This window comes from Bradyrhizobium sp. (assembly GCF_035652035.1).
In the GTDB taxonomy this organism is placed as follows: Bacteria; Pseudomonadota; Alphaproteobacteria; order Rhizobiales; family Xanthobacteraceae; genus Bradyrhizobium.
The window spans coordinates 171,258-189,299 of the sequence record NZ_DASREO010000022.1; the positions used below are offsets into that span (position 1 = coordinate 171,258).

Here is an 18,042-nt window from a genome sequence, read left to right on the forward strand (position 1 = left end):
TTTTCCGATGAGTATCTCCCGCCGTGACGTGTTGTTAGGAGCCACCGCGAGCGCCGCCTTGTTGCCGGTCGCCGCCCGCGCGCAGGCCTCCGAAGTGGTGATCGGTGTGATCTATCCGCTCTCCGGTTCCAGCGCGCAGATCGGCGTCGATGCGCAGAAGGCGTTCGAGACCGCAGCCGACATCATCAACAAGGATTATGATTTCAAGCTGCCGCTCGCCAAGGGCGAGGGCCTGCCGGGACTCGGCGGAGCGAAGGTCAGGCTGGTATTCGCCGATCACCAGGCCGACCCGCAGAAGGGCCGCGCCGAAACCGAACGCCTGATCACTCAGGAGAAGGTGTGCGCCGTGATCGGCACCTATCAGAGCGCGGTGGCGGTCACCGTGAGCCAGACCTGCGAGCGCTATCAGATTCCGTTCCTGTCCGCCGACAACTCCTCGCCGAGCCTGCATCGCCGCGGCCTGAAGTTCTATTTCCGTGCCTCGCCGCATGACGAGATGTTCTCGAAAGCGATGTTCGATTTCTTCGATGCGCTGAAGAAGAAGGGCACCAATATCGAAACCCTGTCGCTGTTCCACGAGGACACGATCTTCGGCACCGATTCGGCCAATGCGCAGACCAAGCTTGCTTCCGAGCGCGGTTACAAGATTGTTGCCGACATCAAGTATCGCGCCAACTCGCCGTCGCTGTCGGCCGAGGTGCAGCAGCTCAAGGCGGCCAATGCCGACGTGCTGATGCCCTCGAGCTACACCACCGACGCAATCCTGCTGGTCAAGACCATGGGCGAACTCGGCTACAAGCCGAAGAACATCATGGCGCAGGACGCCGGTTTCTCCGAGAAGGCGCTCTATGATGCCGTCGGCGACAGGCTGGAAGGCGTGATCTCGCGCGGCAGCTTCTCGCTCGACCTTGCCGAAAAGCGTCCCATGGTCGGCATGATCAACGAGATGTACAAGGCGCGCTCGGGCAAGGATTTCAACGACTATTCGTCGCGCCAGTTCATGGGTCTGATCCTGATGGCCGAGGCGATCAACCGCGCCAAATCGACCGACGGCGAAAAGATTCGCGAGGCGCTGGCGGCGACCGACATGCCGGGCGACGTCACCATCATGCCGTGGAAGCGCGTGAAGTACGACGAGATGGGCCAGAACAACGATGCCGATCCCGTCTTGCTGCAATATATCGGCAAGAAGTTCGTCACCATTGCGCCGGAGCAGGTCGCGGTATCCGAGGCCGTCTGGCCGATGCCTTCGAAGTAAACGACTAGTGGTCCGATTCCAACATTCGCATCCCGTCTCGGCAGGATGTTTGCGAATGTTGGAATCAAAGGACCACTAGCAAATTTTATTTTTTAGTGGAGCTTTGGATTTGACATTCGCAACCGAACTCGCGGCCTGGCGCCTGGCGGATGTCAAATCCGCTCCACTGATGGGGCGGGGGAAGGCGTGACAGCCGAGACTATCATCCAGAGCCTGGCGAGCGGCCTCCTGATGGGGTTGCTCTACGGCCTGATCGCCGCAGGCCTTGCGCTGATCTTCGGCCTGATGGACGTCGTGAACTTTGCCCACGGCGAATTCCTGATGATCGCGATGTATGCGACGTTTTTCCTGTTCGCCTTCTTCGCGATCGACCCCTTGCTGTCGGCGCCGCTGGTGGCGGCGGCACTGTTCGTATTCGGGGCGGTTGTCTATCTCCTGATCGTGAGGTTTGCGGTCCGCGCCAAGGCCAATGCCGGCATGGTGCAGATCTTTTCGACCTTTGGACTTGCGATCGTGATGCGCGGGCTCGCGCAATATTTCTTCACGCCGGATTATCGCAGCATCACCCATTCCTGGCTTGGCGGGAAAACCATCTCGGTCGCCGGCATCTTCTTGCCGGTGCCGCAGCTGTTCGGCGCCTTGACAGCAATCGCCGCGTTCGTCGCGCTCTATTTCTTCATCAACCGCACCGACTTCGGCCGAGCTCTTGAGGCAACGCGCGAAGACGCCGGCGCGGTCGCGCTGGTCGGCATCGACAAGAACAGGGTGTTTGCGCTCGGCTGGGGCCTTGGTGCTGCGCTGGTCGGACTTGCCGGCGCGATCATGGCGATCTTCTTCTACATCTATCCCGACGTCGGGGCGTCCTTCGCGCTGATCGCCTATGTCACTGTGGCGCTCGGCGGTTTCGGCAGCGTGTTCGGCGCTTTCGCCGGCGGTCTCCTCGTCGGCCTCGTTGAAGCCACCACCGCGCTGATCCTGCCGCCATCGCTGAAATCGGTCGGCATCTACGCCGTCTACCTGCTGGTTGTCTTTATCCGGCCACGCGGCCTGTTCGGATCGCTCTGATGGATACGGCCTTCGCCCAGCGCCGCCGCCGCGATCTTGTTATCGCCGCCGTTTTTGCCGCGATCTCGGCGCTGGTGCCGCTGTTCGTCAAGGACGTCTACGTCCAGAACATCATGGTGCTGACCTTGATGTATGCGGCGCTGTCGCAAAGCTGGAATATCCTCTCCGGCTATTGCGGACAGATCTCGCTGGGGCATGCGCTTTATTTCGGGCTCGGGGCCTATACGACCGCGCTGCTCTTCACCAAGTTCGGCGTATTGCCGTGGTTCGGCATGCTCGGCGGCGGGCTGATTTCGGCAGCGGTTGCGATGGCGCTCGGCTATCCCTGCTTCCGCCTGCGCGGCCACTACTTCGTCATCGCCACGATTGTGATCGCCGAGACCGGGCTTCTCCTGTTCCAGAACTGGGATTGGGCAGGGGCGGCGCTCGGCATCGATATCCCCGTGCGCGGCGATAGCTGGCTGAAATTCCAGTTCACCCGCAGCAAGCTGCCTTACTTCTACTTCGCGCTCGTCCTTGCCTGCATCGCCTGGTTCGTGACCTGGTGGCTGGAGGATTCCAAGTGGGGCTATTGGTGGCGCGCGGTGAAGGACAACCCGGACGCCGCCGAGAGTCTCGGCGTCGTCGTCTTCAATTCCAAGATGGGCGCGGCCGCGGTCTCGGCCTTTCTCACGGCCATCGGCGGCAGTTTTTACGCGCAATTTGTCTCCTACATCGACCCCGAAAGCGTGATGGGCTTTCAGTTCTCGCTCCTGATGGCGCTGCCGGCAGTGCTGGGCGGCATCGGCACCTTGTGGGGCCCCGTGTTGGGGGCCGTCATTCTCATTCCACTCACGGAATTGACGCGCTCGTTCATTGGCGGCTCCGGCCGTGGCGTCGACCTGATCGTCTATGGGACTTTGATTGTCCTGATTTCGCTGGCGCGCCCGGAGGGGCTGGTGGGTTTGTTTTCGCTGCGGCGTAAAGAGGCCGCTCGATGACGGCGCTCCTCGAAACACGAGGCATCTGGCAACGCTTCGGCGGCCTCGTCGCCAACAGCGACGTCTCGATCTCGGTTGGACGCGGCGAAATCGTTGGCCTGATCGGACCCAACGGCGCCGGCAAGTCGACCTTGTTCAATCTGATCGCAGGCGTCTACACGCCCACCCAGGGCTCGATCATTTTCGATGGCGAGGACGTCACCCGCATGTCGGCAGCAGAACGCTGCGAGCGCGGCATCGGGCGCACCTTTCAAGTCGTTAAAAGCTTCGAGACCATGACAGTCATCGATAATGTCATCGTCGGCGCGCTGATCCGGACGACCGTGATGCGCGAGGCGCGCCGCAAGGCTCACGAGGTTCTGGAATTCTGCGGGCTCGGCGCGCGCGCAAACGTGCTGGCAAGCCAGTTGATCCCGTCGGAGAAGCGGCGCCTCGAAGTGGCGCGGGCGCTCGCGACCGAACCGAAACTGCTGCTGCTCGATGAAGTCCTGACTGGACTAACGCCGATCGAGGCGCAAACCGGTGTCGAACTGGTTCGCAAGGTGCGCACCACCGGCATCACCGTGCTGATGGTCGAGCATGTCATGGAAATCGTGATGCCGCTGGTCGATCGCGCCATCGTGCTCGACCTTGGCAAGGTCCTGGTCGAGGGCAAACCCACCGACGTCGTGCGCGATCCGAAAGTAATCAGCGCCTACCTTGGGGATCGCCATGCTGTCAGTGCGTGACGTCACCACCGCCTATAAGGGGCTGGTCGCGATCTCCTCCGTGTCGATCGACGTCGAAAAAGGCGAGGTCGTCGCTGTGGCCGGCGCCAATGGTGCAGGCAAGTCCACGCTTTTGAAGACCATCGCCGGCGCCGAGCGGCCGCGATCGGGCAGCGTGACTTTCGATGGCGTCCGCATCGACGGCATGGTGCAGCATTTGATCACGGCGCGTGGCATTGCCTACGTGCCGGAAAACCGCAGGCTGTTTCCGCGGCTCTCGGTGCGCGACAACTTGCGGCTCGGCAGCTACCTCTATCGCGGCAAGGCCGACCGCGAAGGACCGCTGGACCTCGTGTTCAAACTTTTCCCGCGATTATCCGAGCGGCTCGACCAGCGCGCCGAGACGCTGTCCGGCGGCGAGCAGCAGATGCTTGCAATCGGCCGCGCCCTGATGACCCGGCCGCGGCTTCTGATGCTGGACGAGCCGTCGCAGGGCATCATGCCGAAACTGGTCGATGAAATCTTTCAGGCGGTCAAGCGTATCCGCGATATCGGCGTGACCGTGCTGATCGTCGAGCAGCGCATCGCCGAAGTTCTCGACATCGCCGACCGCGCCTACATCCTGCAAACCGGCCGTTTGCAGATGCAGGGCACGGCCGACGAGATCAAGGCCAACCCGGACGTGCGCAAAGCGTATCTGGGGCTGTGAGTTCCGTCATTGCGAGCGAAGCGAAGCAATCCAGAATCGTAGGGTTGGATTGCTTCGTTGCTTCCGCTCCTCGCAATGACGAAATCAATGCTCGTGTTGCTCCGGCAACGTCACCCCGAACACGTCAGTCAAATCAGCTACCTGCGCCGGCGTGAGATAGCGCGGGTTCAACCCGCGCAGCAGCAGATAGAGCTTTGCAGTTTCTTCCAGCTCCTCGACCGCAAAGACGGCGGCCTCCAAGGTATCGCCCGAAACGACCGGGCCATGATTTGCGAGCAGTACCGACGAATATTGCCCCGCGAGGCCCTTGATGGCGCCGGCGACGGCAGGATCGCCGGGCCGGTAGTACGGCACAAGCCCGGTCGCGCCGCACTTCATCAGGTAATAGGCCGTCATCGGCGGCAGCGCCGCGCGCGGATCGATTTCCGGCAGCATCGACAGTGCGACCGAGTGGGTCGAGTGCAGATGGACGACCGCGCGGGCTGCGCCACGCGTTTCGTACAGCGCGCTGTGCAGCGGCACTTCCTTGGTCGGAGCGTCGCCGGACAGGAGCCGGCCGGCCGCATCGAGCCGCGACAGCTTCGCCGGATCGAGGAAGCCGAGCGAGGCATTGGTCGGCGTCACCAGCCAGCCGCCGTCGTCCAGCTTGACCGAAATATTGCCGGAGGAGCCCGGCGTCAGGCCGCGCTCGAACAAAGAGCGGCCCAGGCGGCAGATGTCCTCGCGGAGTTTTGTTTCGCTCATGGCTAGCGTCCTCGCTCTAACATTCGCACTCCGTTGCCGCGAATTCCATATGCGAATGTTAGAGCGCAAAGGACACTAGCAAATATAGGTTACCGGTACGGCTTCGGATTTGGCATTCGCCATAACGGGGGTCGCAAATACCGTGGCGAATGCCAAATCTGCCGTACCGCTATCCTTGTTGCCCGCTTGTCTCACGCTTTGGCAGCGCGGCCAAGCCGTGATAGGCAGGGGACAAATTCGTAAAAAGCGTGAGGGAACGCCACATGACTTCTTCCGCCAAACCGCGCATCGCCGTGATCGGGCTGGGCTCGATGGGCTACGGCATGGCCAGCGCGCTCAAACGCGCCGGATTTGAGGTGACGGGTTGCGACGTGTCGGCCGACGCGGTCAAGCGCTTCGCGTCCGAGGGCGGGAAGGGCGCAGGAAACCCGGCGGAAGCCGCCAAAGACGCAGATATTGTGGTCAGCGTGGTCGTCAATGCCGCACAGACCGAAGCTATTCTGTTCGGCAAGAATGGCGTCGCCGAGACGCTGGCCAAGGACGCCGTGTTTGTGTCCTCCGCGACCATGGATCCAGAGATTGCAAGGCGGCTTGCCAAGCAACTGGAAGCGACCGGCCGGCATTATCTCGACGCGCCGATTTCCGGCGGCGCGCAGCGCGCGGCGCAGGGGGAGCTGACGATCCTCGCTTCGGGCAGCCCGGCTGCGTTTGCCAAGGCGAGGCCGGCGCTCGATGCGATGGCAGCGAAACTCTACGAGCTCGGCGATGCGCCCGGCCAGGGCGCGGCTTTCAAGATGATCAACCAGCTGCTCGCCGGCGTTCATATTGCGGCGGCGTCCGAGGCGATTGCGTTTGCCGCTAAGCAGGGCCTCGATATCCGCAAGGTCTATGAGGTGATCACGGCGTCGGCGGGCAATTCCTGGATGTTCGAAAACCGCATGCCGCATGTGCTCGACGGCGACTATACGCCGCGCAGCGCGGTCGAGATTTTCGTCAAGGACCTCGGCATCATTCAGGACATGGCGCGCAACGCGAAGTTTCCGGTGCCGGTTTCGGCTGCCGCGCTGCAAATGTTCCTGATGACGGCAGCCTCGGGCATGGGCCGCGACGACGATGCATCGGTGGCGCGGATGTATGCGCGCGTCACCGGCACGCATCTGCCCGGCGAGCCGAAGTAAGCGTGAGAACAAGAGGACAATCCGATGCCCCGTTTTGCCGCCAATCTGACGCTGTTGTTCAACGAGGTGCCGTTTCTCGACCGTTTCGAGGCTGCGGCAAAAGCCGGCTTCACGGCAGTCGAATTCCTGTTTCCGTATGCTCACCCGGTCGAAGAGATCGGCAAGCGCTTGCGCGACAACGGCCTGACGCAGGCGCTGTTCAATCTGCCGCCGGGAAACTGGGATGCCGGAGAGAAGGGCTTTGCCGCGTTGCCTGAGCGTTTTGACGATTTGAAGCAGAGCCTCGTCACGGCCTTGCCCTATGCGCAGGTGACCGGCGTCAAGCGCCTGCATTTGATGGCGGGGCTGGCCGATCGAAAAGATCGGCGCGCTGTGGAAGCGTTCTACAAGTCGATAGCACATGCGGCGGAATTCTTCGCCCCTCACGGCATCGACGTCGTGCTTGAACCGCTCAACGCCCGCAACACGCCGAACTATTTTCTCAATGACTTCGGTTTTGCGCGCGATGTCATCCAGGAATTGAAAATCCCGAACCTGAAATTGCAATTCGATATCTATCACTGCCAGATCCTGCATGGCGATGTGACCATGCGGCTCCGTGAAATGATGCCGATCACCGGCCATATCCAGATCGCGAGCATTCCCTCGCGCCACGAGCCGGATGACGAGGAGCTGAACTATCCGTTCCTGTTCGCCGAGCTAGACAAGCTTGGCTATAGCGGCTTCGTCGGCTGCGAATATAACCCGCGCGGCAAAACCACCGACGGGCTCGCCTGGTTCAAGCCCTATGCAGGAGTGAAGTCGTGAAACTGGCGCTGGGCTGTATCGCCGACGACTATACCGGCGCGTCCGACCTTGCCAACACGCTGACGCGCGCCGGTTTGCGCACCGTGCAGACAATCGGCGTTCCCTCGGATGATCTCGATCTGCCCGACGTCGATGCCGTGGTGGTATCGCTGAAGAGCCGCTCGATCGAGGCGGGCCTTGCGGTCTCGCGTTCGCGCGCCGCCGAGAAATGGCTGCGCGCACGCGGCGCAGACCATGTGCTTTTCAAGATCTGCTCGACCTTCGATTCCACAGACGCCGGCAATATCGGCCCGGTGATGGATGCGCTGCGCGCCGATTGCGGCGAGAAAATCGTGCTGGTCACGCCCGCCTTTCCCGAGACCAAGCGCACCGTCTATCAGGCTAATCTGTTCGTCGGCTCCGTGCCTTTGAACGAGAGCCCGCTGAAAGATCATCCGCTCAATCCGATGCACGATTCAAATCTTGTGCGCGTGCTGGCCCGGCAAAGCAAAACCAAGGTCGGCCTCGTCGATCTCGCAACTGTCGTTCGCGGACCTGAGGCGGTGCGGACGCATCTGGCACATCTCTCGGCCGACGGCATCGGCGCTGCCATCATCGATGCGGTGTTCGATCTCGATCTGGAGACGATTGGAGCCGTTGCGCTCGATCATCGGATGTCGGTTGGCGCTTCCGGCATCGGGCTCGGCCTGGCGCGCGCGCTGGTCGGATCGGGCAGGGCGCAGAAGGGTGCGTCGAGCACAATGGCGGAAGCCGCGGTCGGCGGCCCGGCCGCCTGCCTTGCCGGCAGTTGCTCGCAGGCCACGTTGCAGCAGATTGCCATCGCGGAGGAGAAGATGCCCGTCCTTCATCTCGATCCCGACCGTATAATTGCGGGGCAGGATGAGGTCGCGCGCGCGCTCGCCTGGGCCAGGCAAAGGCTGGCCGAAGGCCCTGTCTTGATCGCCTCCAGCTCAACGCCCAATGAGGTCGCAGCCCTGCAATCCCGTCATGGCCGTGATGCAGCCGGACATGCCATCGAGCAAGCCATGGCCGACATCGCCGAAGGATTGGTGCAATCAGGCGTGCGGCGGCTCGTTGTTGCAGGTGGCGAAACTTCAGGCGCGGTTGTGGATCGCTTAGGCATTCCGGGTTTTCTGGTCGGGACGGAAATCGCAGCCGGAGTGCCTGTATTGCGGGCTGTCGGTGCGAAAGAGGGTGATATGCTGCTTGCCCTCAAATCGGGCAATTTCGGCGGGCCGCAATTCTTCACCGATGCGCTCGATCTGATGCGTTAACCGAACACCGGCACTGCGGCGCCAGAAATATTGCGAAAAGGACGCCGTGGTTCGCGCGGAATTGAAGTGTGTTGACGTGCGTGACATTGGCCATTTGACGCCATTTCAGGTAAATGCCGCGCTGCATCATTGATCATCTGATAAGTTAGATTCGGGAATGCCTGTGCTATGACCGAACTGGTCCGTATTGCCCTGAACCGGCCATACACGTTTGTCGTGCTCGCGCTGCTCCTCTTGATCATCGGGCCGCTGGCCGCGCTGCGCACACCGGTCGACATCTTTCCGGATATCCGGATTCCGGTGATCGGCGTGATCTGGCAGTACACCGGCCTGCCACCGGATCAAATGGCTGGCCGTATCACCACGCAATACCAGCGAATCCTGACGACGACCGTCAACGATATCGAGCACATCACCGCGAACTCCTATAACGGCATCGGCATCGTCAAGATCTTCTTCCAGCCTTATGTCGATATCCGTACCGCCAATGCGCAGGTGACCTCGGTCTCGCAAACGATCCTCAAGCAGATGCCGCCGGGCGCGACGCCCCCGTTGATCATCAACTACACCGCCTCGACGGTTCCGATCATTCAGCTCGCACTGTCGGGCGAAGGGCTCACCGAGCAGATCCTCGGCGACATCGCCATCAATCAGTTGCGTACGCCGCTGGTGACGGTGCCCGGCGCGGCCATTCCGTATCCCTACGGCGGCAAGCAGCGTCAGATCCAGATCGACGTCGATCCGTCAAAATTGCAGTCGCTGGGACTGTCCGGGCAGGACGTCGCCGCTGCGCTCGCCGCGCAGAACCTGATTCAACCGGCCGGCACGTCGAAGATCGGCAGCTTCGAATACGTCATCCAGGTCAACAATTCGCCGCTGAAGGCCGGCGAGATGGGCGATCTCCCGATCAAGGTCGTCAATGGCGCCACCGTCTACATCCGCGACGTCGCGACGGTGCGCGACGGTAACCCACCGCAGCAAAATATCGTCCACGTCAACGGCAACCGTTCCGTGCTGATGATGGTGCTGAAGAACGGCTACATCTCGACGCTCGATATTATCGCCGGCATCAAGAACAAGGTTGCGGCCTACAAGGATTCGCTTCCCGATGCGCTCAAGGTCGGCTTCGTCGGCGACCAGGGCGTGTTCGTCGCCGCCTCTATCGAAGGCGTGGTACGCGAAGGCGTCATCGCGGCGCTGCTCACCAGCGTCATGATCCTGCTGTTTCTGGGAAGCTGGCGCTCGACGATCATTATCGCGACATCGATTCCGCTCGCCGTGTTCGGCTCGATCATCATGCTGGCGGCGTTCGGCGAAACCCTCAACATCATGACGCTGGGCGGCCTTGCGCTCGCGGTCGGCATTCTCGTCGACGAAGCGACCGTGACCATCGAAAATATCAATTGGCATCTGGAGCAGGGCAAGGAAGTTCGCCCCGCGATCATGGACGGTGCGCAGCAGATCGTAGTGCCGGCGTTCGTCTCGCTGCTCTGCATCTGCATCGTGTTCGTGCCGATGTTCTTTCTGCAAGGCATTCCGCGCTTCCTGTTCGTGCCGATGGCGGAAGCAGTGATTTTCGCGATGGTCTGGTCGTTCATCCTGTCGCGTACCCTGGTGCCGACGATGGCGATGTACCTGCTGAAGCCGCACGAGCACCAGCACGGCGCGCCGCCGCCGACGCGCAATCCGCTCGTCTGGTTCCAGCGCGGCTTCGAGGCCAGGTTTGAGAGTTTCCGCGCGGGGTACCGCGATCTGCTGACGCTGGCGCTGCGCCACCGTCCGACTTTCGTGGTCGGTTTCCTGGCTTTTGTCGCCGCCTCGTTCGCGCTCGTGCCTTATCTTGGCCAGAACTTCTTTCCGTCGGTCGATGCCGGTCAGATCCTGATGCATGTGCGCAGCCAGGTCGGCACCCGTGTGGAGGAGAACGCCTATCACTTCGCCGACATCCAGAAGGCGATCCGCAAGATCATTCCGCCAGACCAGATTGATACGATCACCGACAACATCGGCATGCCGATCTCGGGGATCAATACGACCTATAACAACACTGGCGTCATGGGTCCGTCGGACGGCGACATCCAGATCAAGCTGAAGGAAGATCATCCGCCGACGGAAAACTACATCAAGGCGATGCGCGAGCAGCTTCCGCGGCTCTTCCCCGGAACGAGTTTTGCCTTCCTTCCGGCCGACATTGTCAACCAGATCCTGAACTTCGGTGCGCCCGCGCCGATCGATTTGCAGATCCGGGGCAACAATCTGAACGCCAATTTCGACTACGCGATCAAGCTACTCAGTCAGATCCGCCGAATTCCCGGCGTCGCCGACGCGCGTATTCAACAGTCGATGAAGAACCCGACCTTCAACATCGATGTCGACCGCACGCGCGCGCAGTATGTCGGCCTGACCGAGCGCGACGTCGTCAACAGTCTTACTGTCAACCTGTCGGGCAGCGGCCAGGTCGCGCCGACCTATTACCTCAATCCGGATAACGGCGTGAACTACGCGGTCGTGATGCAGACGCCGCAATACCAGGTCGATTCCCTGAGTGCGCTGGAAACACTGCCGATCACCTCCAGTGCGCCGACGCAGGCTCCGATTCTCGGCGGCATCGCCAATATCTCTCGTACGGCTTCGAGCGCGATGGTTTCGCAGTATGACATCCAGTCGCTGATCCAGATCTTCGCAACGCCGCAGGGGCGCGACCTCGGCGGCATTGCTTCCGACATCAGCAAGGTGATCGCGGCCAACGCCAAGGGGGTGCCGAAGGGCTCGACTGTCGTGCTGTCCGGCCAGGTGCAGACCATGAACAGCTCGTTCTCCGGGCTGCTGTTCGGTCTGCTCGGCGCAATCGTGCTGATCTACTTTCTGATCGTGGTGAACTTCCAGTCCTGGCTGGACCCGTTCGTCATCATTACGGCGCTGCCGGCGGCACTTGCAGGCATCGTCTGGATGCTGTTCACGAGCCACACCACGCTGTCGGTTCCGGCCCTGACCGGCGCGATCATGTGCATGGGCGTCGCGACGGCCAACAGCGTGCTGGTGATCAGCTTTGCCCGCGAACGGTATGACGAGCTGGGCGATCCGGTCGCCGCCGCCATCGAGGCCGGCTTTGTCCGTATCCGCCCGGTGCTGATGACGGCGCTTGCCATGATCATCGGCATGCTGCCGATGTCGCTGGGTCTCGGTGATGGCGGCGAGGCCAACGCGCCGCTCGGCCGGGCCGTGATCGGCGGGTTGATGTTCTCCACCGTTGCAACATTGATGTTTGTTCCGGTGGTATTTAGTATGCTGCATAAAAAGCAGGACGCCAAAGTCGCCGTCCAATCGGAGAAAGAAAATGCCCACTGAAACACGCCCGACGATATCTCGCCGGAAACTGGGCATTTTCGGCGTTCTCGCCGTCGTCGGCGCGCTGACGCTGGTTGTCACCGGCATCCGCGCCCGGGAGGACTCCAGCGTCAAGCTGAAGGAATGGACGGACGATCAGGCCATCCCGGCTGTTGCCGTGATCTACGCGGACGCCGGCGCGCTGACCGCCACGATCGATTTGCCGGGGCGGCTGGAAGCCTATTACCGCGCCCCGATCTTTGCCCGCGTCAATGGCTACGTGAAGAGCTGGAGCGCCGATATCGGCGCGCGGGTGAAAGCGGGCGACGTGATCGCCGAAATCGACGCGCCGGACCTCGATCAGCAATTGCTGCAGGCGCGCGCCGATCTGACCAATCAGCAGGCCAGTGCAAAGCTTTCGGAAGTCACGCTGGCCCGCCGCAAGACGCTGATCGCCTCGAATTTCGTATCGATGCAGGAGATCGACGAGCGCACTGCCGACCTCGCCAACAAGAACGCCGCCGTCAACTCAAGCCAGGCCAATGTCGAGCGGCTTGAGGCGCTGGCCGGCTACAAGAAGATCACCGCGCCGTTCGACGGCATCGTGACCGCGCGCAACACCGACGTCGGCGCTTTGATCAATGCCGGTGGCACCAACAGTGCGCCGATGTTCATCGTCTCCGACATCAAGAAGTTGCGCGTCTACGTCAACGTCCCGCAAACATACGTGCCGTCGGTGAAGATCGGCGCCAAGGCGACGATTTCGGTGCCGGAATATCCGACCCGGACCTTTGAAGCCACGGTCGAGGCTTCGGCGCAGTCGGTCGACGTAACGTCCGGCACGACGCAAATGCAGCTTGGTCTCGACAATTCCGTCGGTGAGTTGATGCCCGGCGGCTTTGCCAATGTGCGGCTGGTGTTGCAGCGCGAAAGCGTGCCGCTGCACATTCCCTCCAGCGCGCTGATCTTCGACCAGGCGGGCCTGCGCGTTGCGACGGTAACGGCTGATAGCAAGATCCTGTTCAAGCCGGTAACGATCGCGCGCGACCTTGGGCGCGACATCGAGCTTGCCGGGGGGATTTCGCAAGACGACCGCGTGATCAGCACGCCGCCCGACGGCATCGTCGACGGCGATCCCGTGCGTGTCGTCAGTACCAAAGGCCGGCCGGCGACCGCGACGGCCAAGCCGGGCGGCAAGGGCTAGGGCGCTGCTGACGTGCCCCGGATGCTGCGCAGCGTGAAACGATGCGCTGCTGATCCGGGGCCCACATTGGCGAGCACGGCATGATCGTAGGTCCCGGCTCTGCGGAGCAGCGTGAAGGACGCTGCACCGCGTCCGGGACACGACGCTAACCCACCCGCCATTCCAGCCCCCCGTCATCGGCGCGCGAAAGCGCGCCGGACGAGCCGACGGGACTTCGGTCCATATTCAAGAGATGCGCGAGTGTCGCCTTGTCGTAGGCGGGCACCTGCGCCAATGCGCGCGCATTGTCTGGCGTCCGCGCCATGACCACGCCGTGCTCGATGGCGTTGTCGCGGCCATAGAGGGCGGTAAAACTCTCGACGGTCGCAGGGCCGCTGGCTTCGGTGACGAACGGCGGCACCACGCCACGATTGCGATCCGCTTCGCTCTGGACGCTCGTCGCCTGCGCCAGCGGTTCGCCTGAGGCCCGCCGCGACAGCACCAGCGCATGATGCTTGGTGACAAAGCCGCCTTGGCCATAGAGCAAGCCGAGCGTGGCGTCCTCGCGCAACTTTCGTACCATCGCGCAGGCCGCATGCGTCATATAGGTGTTCAGCGGTGCGCCAAAGAACGTCAACCCGCCGGTCACGGTCGGCTTGACGTCCGCGCCCAATCCCAGCGTCCGCCGCGCCATCTTTGGCACGCAGGGAAAGCAGCTATAGAGCTCGATCGCATCGAAAGCCTTTGCGTCGCCGCCTACCAGTTCCGTCACCGCCTTGAGCACCGCGTTCTGCGCGTGACTTTCCGCGAACTGGTCGCGCTCGAGGTAATCGCGCGGTTCCTCCGCCGAAGCGCCGCCAACGATATGGATCAACCTTTGTTCGGGGATTCCGGCCGCGCGCGCTTTGGCGAGACTCGTCATCAGAAGCGCGCCGCCCATATTGACCGTCGGGTTGGCCACCATGAGCTTCGTATAAGGCCAGGCGATCAACCGGTTGTCGGCTGATGGTGTCGTGATCTCTTCAGGCGTAAAGCGCCGCTTTAGCCAGGCATTGGGATTTTCGCTGGCCTCTTCTGAATAAGCCGACCACAGGCTGCCTGACTCGGCCATGGCCTCACGCGGCGTCTGGCCCCAATGCGCTGCGGTCGCCGCTTCATAGAACGGATACACGCTGACGGGGCGAAAGACCCCGAGCTTCACGGCCGCCGGCTTCTGGAATGCCGCGCCGCGCTTCGGCTCCTCGACGTCATGGGCAAACGGAGTCCAGGGCAGGGTGATGCCGGCGCGCTGGGCTCGCGTCGCCGTGCTTTGCGCTTCGGCGCCGCATACGGCCGCTACCTGGCATTCGCCGCGCGCGATGCGTTGTGCCGCTTCGTGCAGGTAGCGGATCGGGCTCTCGCCGCCGACCGGTCCGTAGTAAGCGTGTTTCGGTTGAATGCCGAGACGCGAGGCGAGCAGCTTTTCGGGATCGCGATAGCGCCAGCTCAGGAAATTGACGATATCGAGCGAAGAGATCTCGCCGAGCAGCCTGGCGCCACTATCGGCTTCGGCGCGCCTCAGCGCCTCGACCAACAGCGCAAGCGGCTCGAGGCCGTCGGTGATCTCTTTCGGGCGGTCGGTGATTTCGCCGATACCGACAAGGACGGGGATGCGATCGGGCGGTGGGGTTGAGACTGAGTTCATCATTCTTTCTTGTCTTAGAAGGTTGTCTTTCCGTCATTGCGAGCAAAGCGAAGCAATCCAGAAGATGCGATCAGGTACTGGATTGCTTCGTCGCCTTGCTCCTCGCAATGACGGTGCGGCCGCGATCAGTCCCCGACCAGCGCGTTCATGTGCTCCACGGCTTGCGCAAAGTCTTCCTTGAATTCCTGTACCACTGAGGTCGCCGACTTCACGCTGTCGATCAGGCCGACGCCTTGGCCGACAAAATAGCTGACGAGGTCGCGCGCTTGGGCATTGCCCGCGGCTGCGGCGCGGTCGATGGCCTGGAACGCATCGCGGCTGATGATGCTTTGCAGCGGCATCGGTAGTGCGCCGGGCGATTGCGGGTCTCGGTCCCAGGCATCAGTCCAGACCGAGCGCAATTGCCGGGCCGGCTTGCCGGTGCGACCTCGCGAGCGCACGGCGTCGCGGGAGGAGGCTGCAATCATCTTCTCGCGGAAGATCTCGCTGGTTTCGGATTCGCTCGTCGCGAGCCAAACCGAACCGGTCCAGACGCCGGCTGCGCCCATCGCCATGCAGGCCGCCATCTGACGCCCGGTCATGATGCCGCCGGCGGCGAGCACCGGCACATCGCGAACGGGCTTGATGGCCTTGATCACTTCGGGTACCAGCACCATGGTCGAGACTTCGCCGCAATGGCCGCCAGCTTCGGTGCCTTGTACCACCAGGATATCGACGCCGGCAGCGACCTGACGCAGCGCGTGCTCTTTGGCGCCGACGAGCGCTGCAACGGGGACACCGTGCTTGCGGCCCATCTCGATCATCGCCTTTGGCGGCACGCCAAGCGCGTTCGCGATCAGCCGCACAGGATGACGGAACGAAGCCTCCAACACCTCCAGCGCGCGGCTCGTATCGAAGGGCTGCGGCGTGTCGGCGGGAACCGGCGTGCTTGCAGGCTCGACACCATATTTCTTCAGGAGGTCGCGGGCGAAAGTGCGATGCTCGGTTGGAATTCGCCGCTCAAGGCTCTGCCAGCTGACGTCGGTTTCGCCTGAGGTCGAGGTGTTTTCGGGAATGAGAACGTCGAGGCCATAGGGCTTGCCGCCAACGTGATCGTCGATCCACGTCAATTCCTGCTCGATGGTCTCAGGCGAATGGGTGGTGGCACCGAGCACGCCGAACCCTCCGGCGCGGCTCACGGCTGCGACGACATCGCGGCAATGGCTGAAGGCAAACAGTGGAAACTCGACGCCCAGCATCTCGCAGACCGGCGATTTCATTCTTGTGTCCGCTCCCTCTTTAGTCCGCTCCCTGGCGCGCGCTTGCTATGGCCCGGACGATAAATCACGTCGTGCCGACATGAAAGCTTTCCGCAGCATAGAATATCCCGCGGCGCCATCGCATCTGCATTCGGCCTTGCGCTTTCGCGCAATGCGGAGAATGCTGACCCCTGACCGAGAACGGAATTGCCAAGGGAGTGCCCCGATGCCTGTCGCGCCATCCATTGCGGAAAGCAGCCGCGACCGGGCTTTTGACGTTGTCGTGGTCGGCGCGGGCTTTGCCGGGATGTACATGCTGCACCGGCTGCGCGAGCTCGGATTTTCCGTTCGCGTCTATGAGCAGGGCAGCGATGTCGGCGGCACCTGGTACTGGAACCGTTATCCCGGCGCGCGCTGCGACGTCGAGAGCATGCAGTACTCGTATTCTTTCTCCGAGGAACTGCAGCAGGAGTGGAACTGGAGCGAGCGTTACGCGCCGCAGCCGGAAATCTTGAAATACGCCCGGCATGTCGCCGACCGTTTCGGCCTGCGCCCGGACATTGTGTTCGACACTTGCGTCGAGCGGGCGGAATTCGATGAGAGCACTGCCACTTGGCAGGTCGCGACCTCGGACGGAAATACGGTCCAGGCTCAATTTGTCGTGCTGGCGACCGGCTGTTTGTCCAATGCCAGGATGCCCGACTTCAAGGGCCTGGCGCAGTTTGCAGGCAAGGTCTATCACACCGGCCACTGGCCGCATGAAGGCGTCGACTTCTCAGGGATGCGCGTCGGCGTGATCGGCACCGGCTCCTCGGCTATACAGTCCGTCCCCGTGATCGCCGGGCAGGCGAGCCATCTCTTTGTTTTCCAGCGCACGCCGAATTTTTCAATTCCGGCCCGCAACGCGGCGCTGACGGTGGAGGACCGTGACGCCTTTCGCAACAACTATTCCGAGATCAGGCGTTTTGCGCGCGAAGAGACGCGCAATGGCATCTATGCGGAACTGCCCGACCATGGTGCGCTGGATGACGGCGAGAATGCACGGCAGGCCAAATATGAGCAGCGATGGGAGAAAGGCGGTCTTACTTTCATGCTCGCCTATAACAATCTGCTGCTGGATAAGGCCGCGAACGACACGGCCGCCGATTTTGTCCGCGAGAAGATTGCCGAGATCGTCAAGGATCCTGCGACCGCCAAGCGGCTCCAGCCGAACAATCATCCGATCGGCACCAAGCGCATCTGTGTCGACACCGACTATTACGCAACGTTCAACCGGCCCAACGTGACGCTGGTCGATATACGTGACGGTGGCATCGAGGAAATCCTGCCGAACGCGGTGCGGGCGGGCAGCGAGAATTACCAGATCGACGCGCTCGTGCTGGCAACCGGTTTCGACGCGATGACGGGTTCGGTCGCCAAGATCGACATTCGCGGTCGCGACGGCATGACGCTGAACCGGAAATGGGCGGAGGGTCCGAAAACCTATCTCGGTCTGATGAGCGAGGGCTTTCCGAACCTCTTCATCATCACCGGACCCGGCAGCCCATCGGTGCTTTCCAACATGATCGTTTCGATCGAGCAGCACGTCGACTGGATCGCCGATTGTCTGGCTTTCATGCGCCGCCGCGCACTCACGTCGATGGAAGCCAGCCGCGAGGCCGAAGAGCAGTGGGTCGCGCACGTCAACGAAGTCGCGCACATGACGCTCTATCCGCAGGCCAATTCCTGGTACATGGGTGCCAACATCCCCGGCAAGCCGCGCATCTTCATGCCCTATATCGGCGGCGTCGGCGTCTATCGGCGTACCTGCGATGATGTGGCGGCCAAGGGCTATGAGGGCTTTACGATGACCGCGCGCGAGGTCGAACCGGTTGCGGCGACTCCGTGA

At 62.1% G+C, this 18,042-nt stretch carries 14 protein-coding genes; 11 read left to right on the forward strand and 3 right to left on the reverse strand.

Annotated features, from left to right (window positions below):
* Positions 1–7 precede the first annotated feature (7 nt).
* The 5 genes from VFB05_RS08755 (at position 8) to VFB05_RS08775 (ending at position 4,719) form a co-directional block, all read left to right on the forward strand.
* The gene (locus VFB05_RS08755) at positions 8–1,258 is read left to right on the forward strand and encodes an ABC transporter substrate-binding protein (RefSeq protein WP_325011098.1); all 1,251 of its coding nucleotides are present in this window, start codon (positions 8–10) and stop codon (positions 1,256–1,258) included.
* A gap of 186 nt (positions 1,259–1,444) precedes the next feature.
* Positions 1,445–2,323 (forward strand): branched-chain amino acid ABC transporter permease, encoded by an 879-nt coding sequence (locus tag VFB05_RS08760; protein WP_325011100.1) that lies wholly within the window; start codon positions 1,445–1,447, stop codon positions 2,321–2,323.
* On the forward strand, positions 2,323–3,303 hold the full coding sequence (locus tag VFB05_RS08765; RefSeq protein ID WP_325011102.1) for a branched-chain amino acid ABC transporter permease: 981 nt from the start codon (positions 2,323–2,325) through the stop codon (positions 3,301–3,303). Before VFB05_RS08760 ends, VFB05_RS08765 begins: the two co-directional genes overlap by 1 nt.
* Positions 3,300–4,031, forward strand: a complete 732-nt coding sequence (locus tag VFB05_RS08770; RefSeq protein WP_325011104.1) for an ABC transporter ATP-binding protein — start codon at positions 3,300–3,302, stop codon at positions 4,029–4,031. The genes VFB05_RS08765 and VFB05_RS08770 overlap by 4 nt, the downstream gene beginning before the upstream one ends.
* Complete coding sequence (locus VFB05_RS08775; protein WP_325011106.1) at positions 4,015–4,719, forward strand: ABC transporter ATP-binding protein; 705 nt, start codon at positions 4,015–4,017, stop codon at positions 4,717–4,719. Before VFB05_RS08770 ends, VFB05_RS08775 begins: the two co-directional genes overlap by 17 nt.
* An 84-nt stretch (positions 4,720–4,803) precedes the next feature.
* On the opposite strand, the gene VFB05_RS08780 is transcribed toward VFB05_RS08775, so the two are convergent.
* Positions 4,804–5,463, reverse strand: coding sequence for an aldolase (locus VFB05_RS08780; protein WP_325011108.1), 660 nt, complete (start codon positions 5,461–5,463; stop codon positions 4,804–4,806).
* 263 nt (positions 5,464–5,726) lie between these two features.
* Between VFB05_RS08780 and ltnD the strand changes: the two genes are divergently transcribed.
* The 5 genes from ltnD to VFB05_RS08805 all read left to right on the forward strand — a co-directional run bounded on the left by ltnD (position 5,727) and on the right by VFB05_RS08805 (position 13,253).
* On the forward strand, positions 5,727–6,641 hold the full coding sequence (ltnD, locus tag VFB05_RS08785; RefSeq protein ID WP_325011110.1) for an L-threonate dehydrogenase: 915 nt from the start codon (positions 5,727–5,729) through the stop codon (positions 6,639–6,641).
* Positions 6,642–6,665: 24 nt separating this feature from the next.
* Positions 6,666–7,448 (forward strand): 2-oxo-tetronate isomerase, encoded by a 783-nt coding sequence (gene otnI / locus VFB05_RS08790; protein ID WP_325011113.1) that lies wholly within the window; start codon positions 6,666–6,668, stop codon positions 7,446–7,448.
* Positions 7,445–8,722, forward strand: a complete 1,278-nt coding sequence (gene otnK, locus VFB05_RS08795; protein WP_325011115.1) for a 3-oxo-tetronate kinase — start codon at positions 7,445–7,447, stop codon at positions 8,720–8,722. Before otnI ends, otnK begins: the two co-directional genes overlap by 4 nt.
* 168 nt (positions 8,723–8,890) lie before the next feature.
* Entirely contained in the window at positions 8,891–12,070 is a 3,180-nt protein-coding gene (locus VFB05_RS08800; protein ID WP_325011118.1) for an efflux RND transporter permease subunit, read from the forward strand.
* Entirely contained in the window at positions 12,060–13,253 is a 1,194-nt protein-coding gene (locus VFB05_RS08805) for an efflux RND transporter periplasmic adaptor subunit (protein WP_325011120.1), read from the forward strand. The genes VFB05_RS08800 and VFB05_RS08805 overlap by 11 nt, the downstream gene beginning before the upstream one ends.
* A gap of 145 nt (positions 13,254–13,398) precedes the next feature.
* Here VFB05_RS08805 and VFB05_RS08810 read toward each other — a convergent pair whose 3' ends face one another.
* Positions 13,399–14,916 carry an acetyl-CoA acetyltransferase gene (locus tag VFB05_RS08810; protein WP_414643168.1) on the reverse strand — a complete coding sequence of 506 codons (1,518 nt, stop codon included), beginning with the start codon at positions 14,914–14,916 and terminating at the stop codon, positions 13,399–13,401.
* A gap of 125 nt (positions 14,917–15,041) precedes the next feature.
* A complete protein-coding gene (locus VFB05_RS08815) occupies positions 15,042–16,175 on the reverse strand; it encodes a nitronate monooxygenase (protein WP_325011124.1) in 1,134 nt (377 codons plus the stop codon).
* 205 nt (positions 16,176–16,380) lie between these two features.
* Here VFB05_RS08815 and VFB05_RS08820 point away from each other — a divergent pair, with 205 nt between their 5' ends.
* Positions 16,381–18,042, forward strand: coding sequence for an NAD(P)/FAD-dependent oxidoreductase (locus VFB05_RS08820; RefSeq protein WP_325011126.1), 1,662 nt, complete (start codon positions 16,381–16,383; stop codon positions 18,040–18,042).

Excerpts from the sequence above, each read along its gene's own strand:
- otnI (WP_325011113.1), top strand. The coding sequence starts at position 6,666 with ATGCCCCGTTTTGCCGCCAATCTGACGCTGTTGTTCAACGAGGTGCCG.
- VFB05_RS08775 (WP_325011106.1), top strand. The coding sequence starts at position 4,015 with ATGCTGTCAGTGCGTGACGTCACCACCGCCTATAAGGGGCTGGTCGCG.
- VFB05_RS08770 (WP_325011104.1), top strand. The coding sequence starts at position 3,300 with ATGACGGCGCTCCTCGAAACACGAGGCATCTGGCAACGCTTCGGCGGC.
- ltnD (WP_325011110.1), top strand. The coding sequence starts at position 5,727 with ATGACTTCTTCCGCCAAACCGCGCATCGCCGTGATCGGGCTGGGCTCG.
- VFB05_RS08820 (WP_325011126.1), top strand. The coding sequence starts at position 16,381 with ATGCCTGTCGCGCCATCCATTGCGGAAAGCAGCCGCGACCGGGCTTTT.
- VFB05_RS08755 (WP_325011098.1), top strand. The coding sequence starts at position 8 with ATGAGTATCTCCCGCCGTGACGTGTTGTTAGGAGCCACCGCGAGCGCC.
- VFB05_RS08765 (WP_325011102.1), top strand. The coding sequence starts at position 2,323 with ATGGATACGGCCTTCGCCCAGCGCCGCCGCCGCGATCTTGTTATCGCC.
- VFB05_RS08815 (WP_325011124.1), bottom strand. The coding sequence starts at position 16,175 with ATGAAATCGCCGGTCTGCGAGATGCTGGGCGTCGAGTTTCCACTGTTT.
- VFB05_RS08780 (WP_325011108.1), bottom strand. The coding sequence starts at position 5,463 with ATGAGCGAAACAAAACTCCGCGAGGACATCTGCCGCCTGGGCCGCTCT.
- VFB05_RS08800 (WP_325011118.1), top strand. The coding sequence starts at position 8,891 with ATGACCGAACTGGTCCGTATTGCCCTGAACCGGCCATACACGTTTGTC.
- VFB05_RS08810 (WP_414643168.1), bottom strand. The coding sequence starts at position 14,916 with ATGAACTCAGTCTCAACCCCACCGCCCGATCGCATCCCCGTCCTTGTC.
- VFB05_RS08805 (WP_325011120.1), top strand. The coding sequence starts at position 12,060 with ATGCCCACTGAAACACGCCCGACGATATCTCGCCGGAAACTGGGCATT.